Source organism: Pseudoalteromonas sp. NBT06-2 (assembly GCF_002276045.1).
GTDB lineage: Bacteria > Pseudomonadota > Gammaproteobacteria > Enterobacterales > Alteromonadaceae > Pseudoalteromonas.
Map to the genome: position 1 here is coordinate 1 of NZ_NQMR01000032.1, position 342 is coordinate 342.

At 38.3% G+C, this 342-nt stretch carries 1 protein-coding gene; it reads right to left on the reverse strand.

Annotation, left to right across the window (positions count from 1 at the left end; genetic code table 11):
* Positions 1 to 39: 39 nt before the first annotated feature.
* On the reverse strand, positions 40 to 327 hold the full coding sequence (locus CJF42_RS08915; protein ID WP_095366348.1) for an ATP-binding protein: 288 nt from the start codon (positions 325 to 327) through the stop codon (positions 40 to 42).
* Between the last annotated feature and the right edge of the window lie 15 nt (positions 328 to 342).

Here is a 342-nt window from a genome sequence, read left to right on the forward strand (position 1 = left end):
TATTCCCGCTGAGTGATCACTTTATTAACGGGAATGGTATTATGATGTTGGCCAGCTTAATATGAATCTAGCGCCACCTATCGGTGAAGTATCTATTTTAACATCACCCCTATGCCATGTTGCAATTTGTTTCACTATGGCAAGCCCTAATCCATAACCCCCTGTTTCTCGGGTTCTACTATCATCTAGACGCTTAAAGGGTAAAAATATATCTCTTTGGTGTTCATAAGGAATGCCTGGACCGTCGTCGTCAATATAAATTGTTGTTTGCTTTTTTTCATGTTTGAGACTGATATTGATTGTACTCTTGGTATACTTTTGCAGCAGTTTTAGGTGAAATTA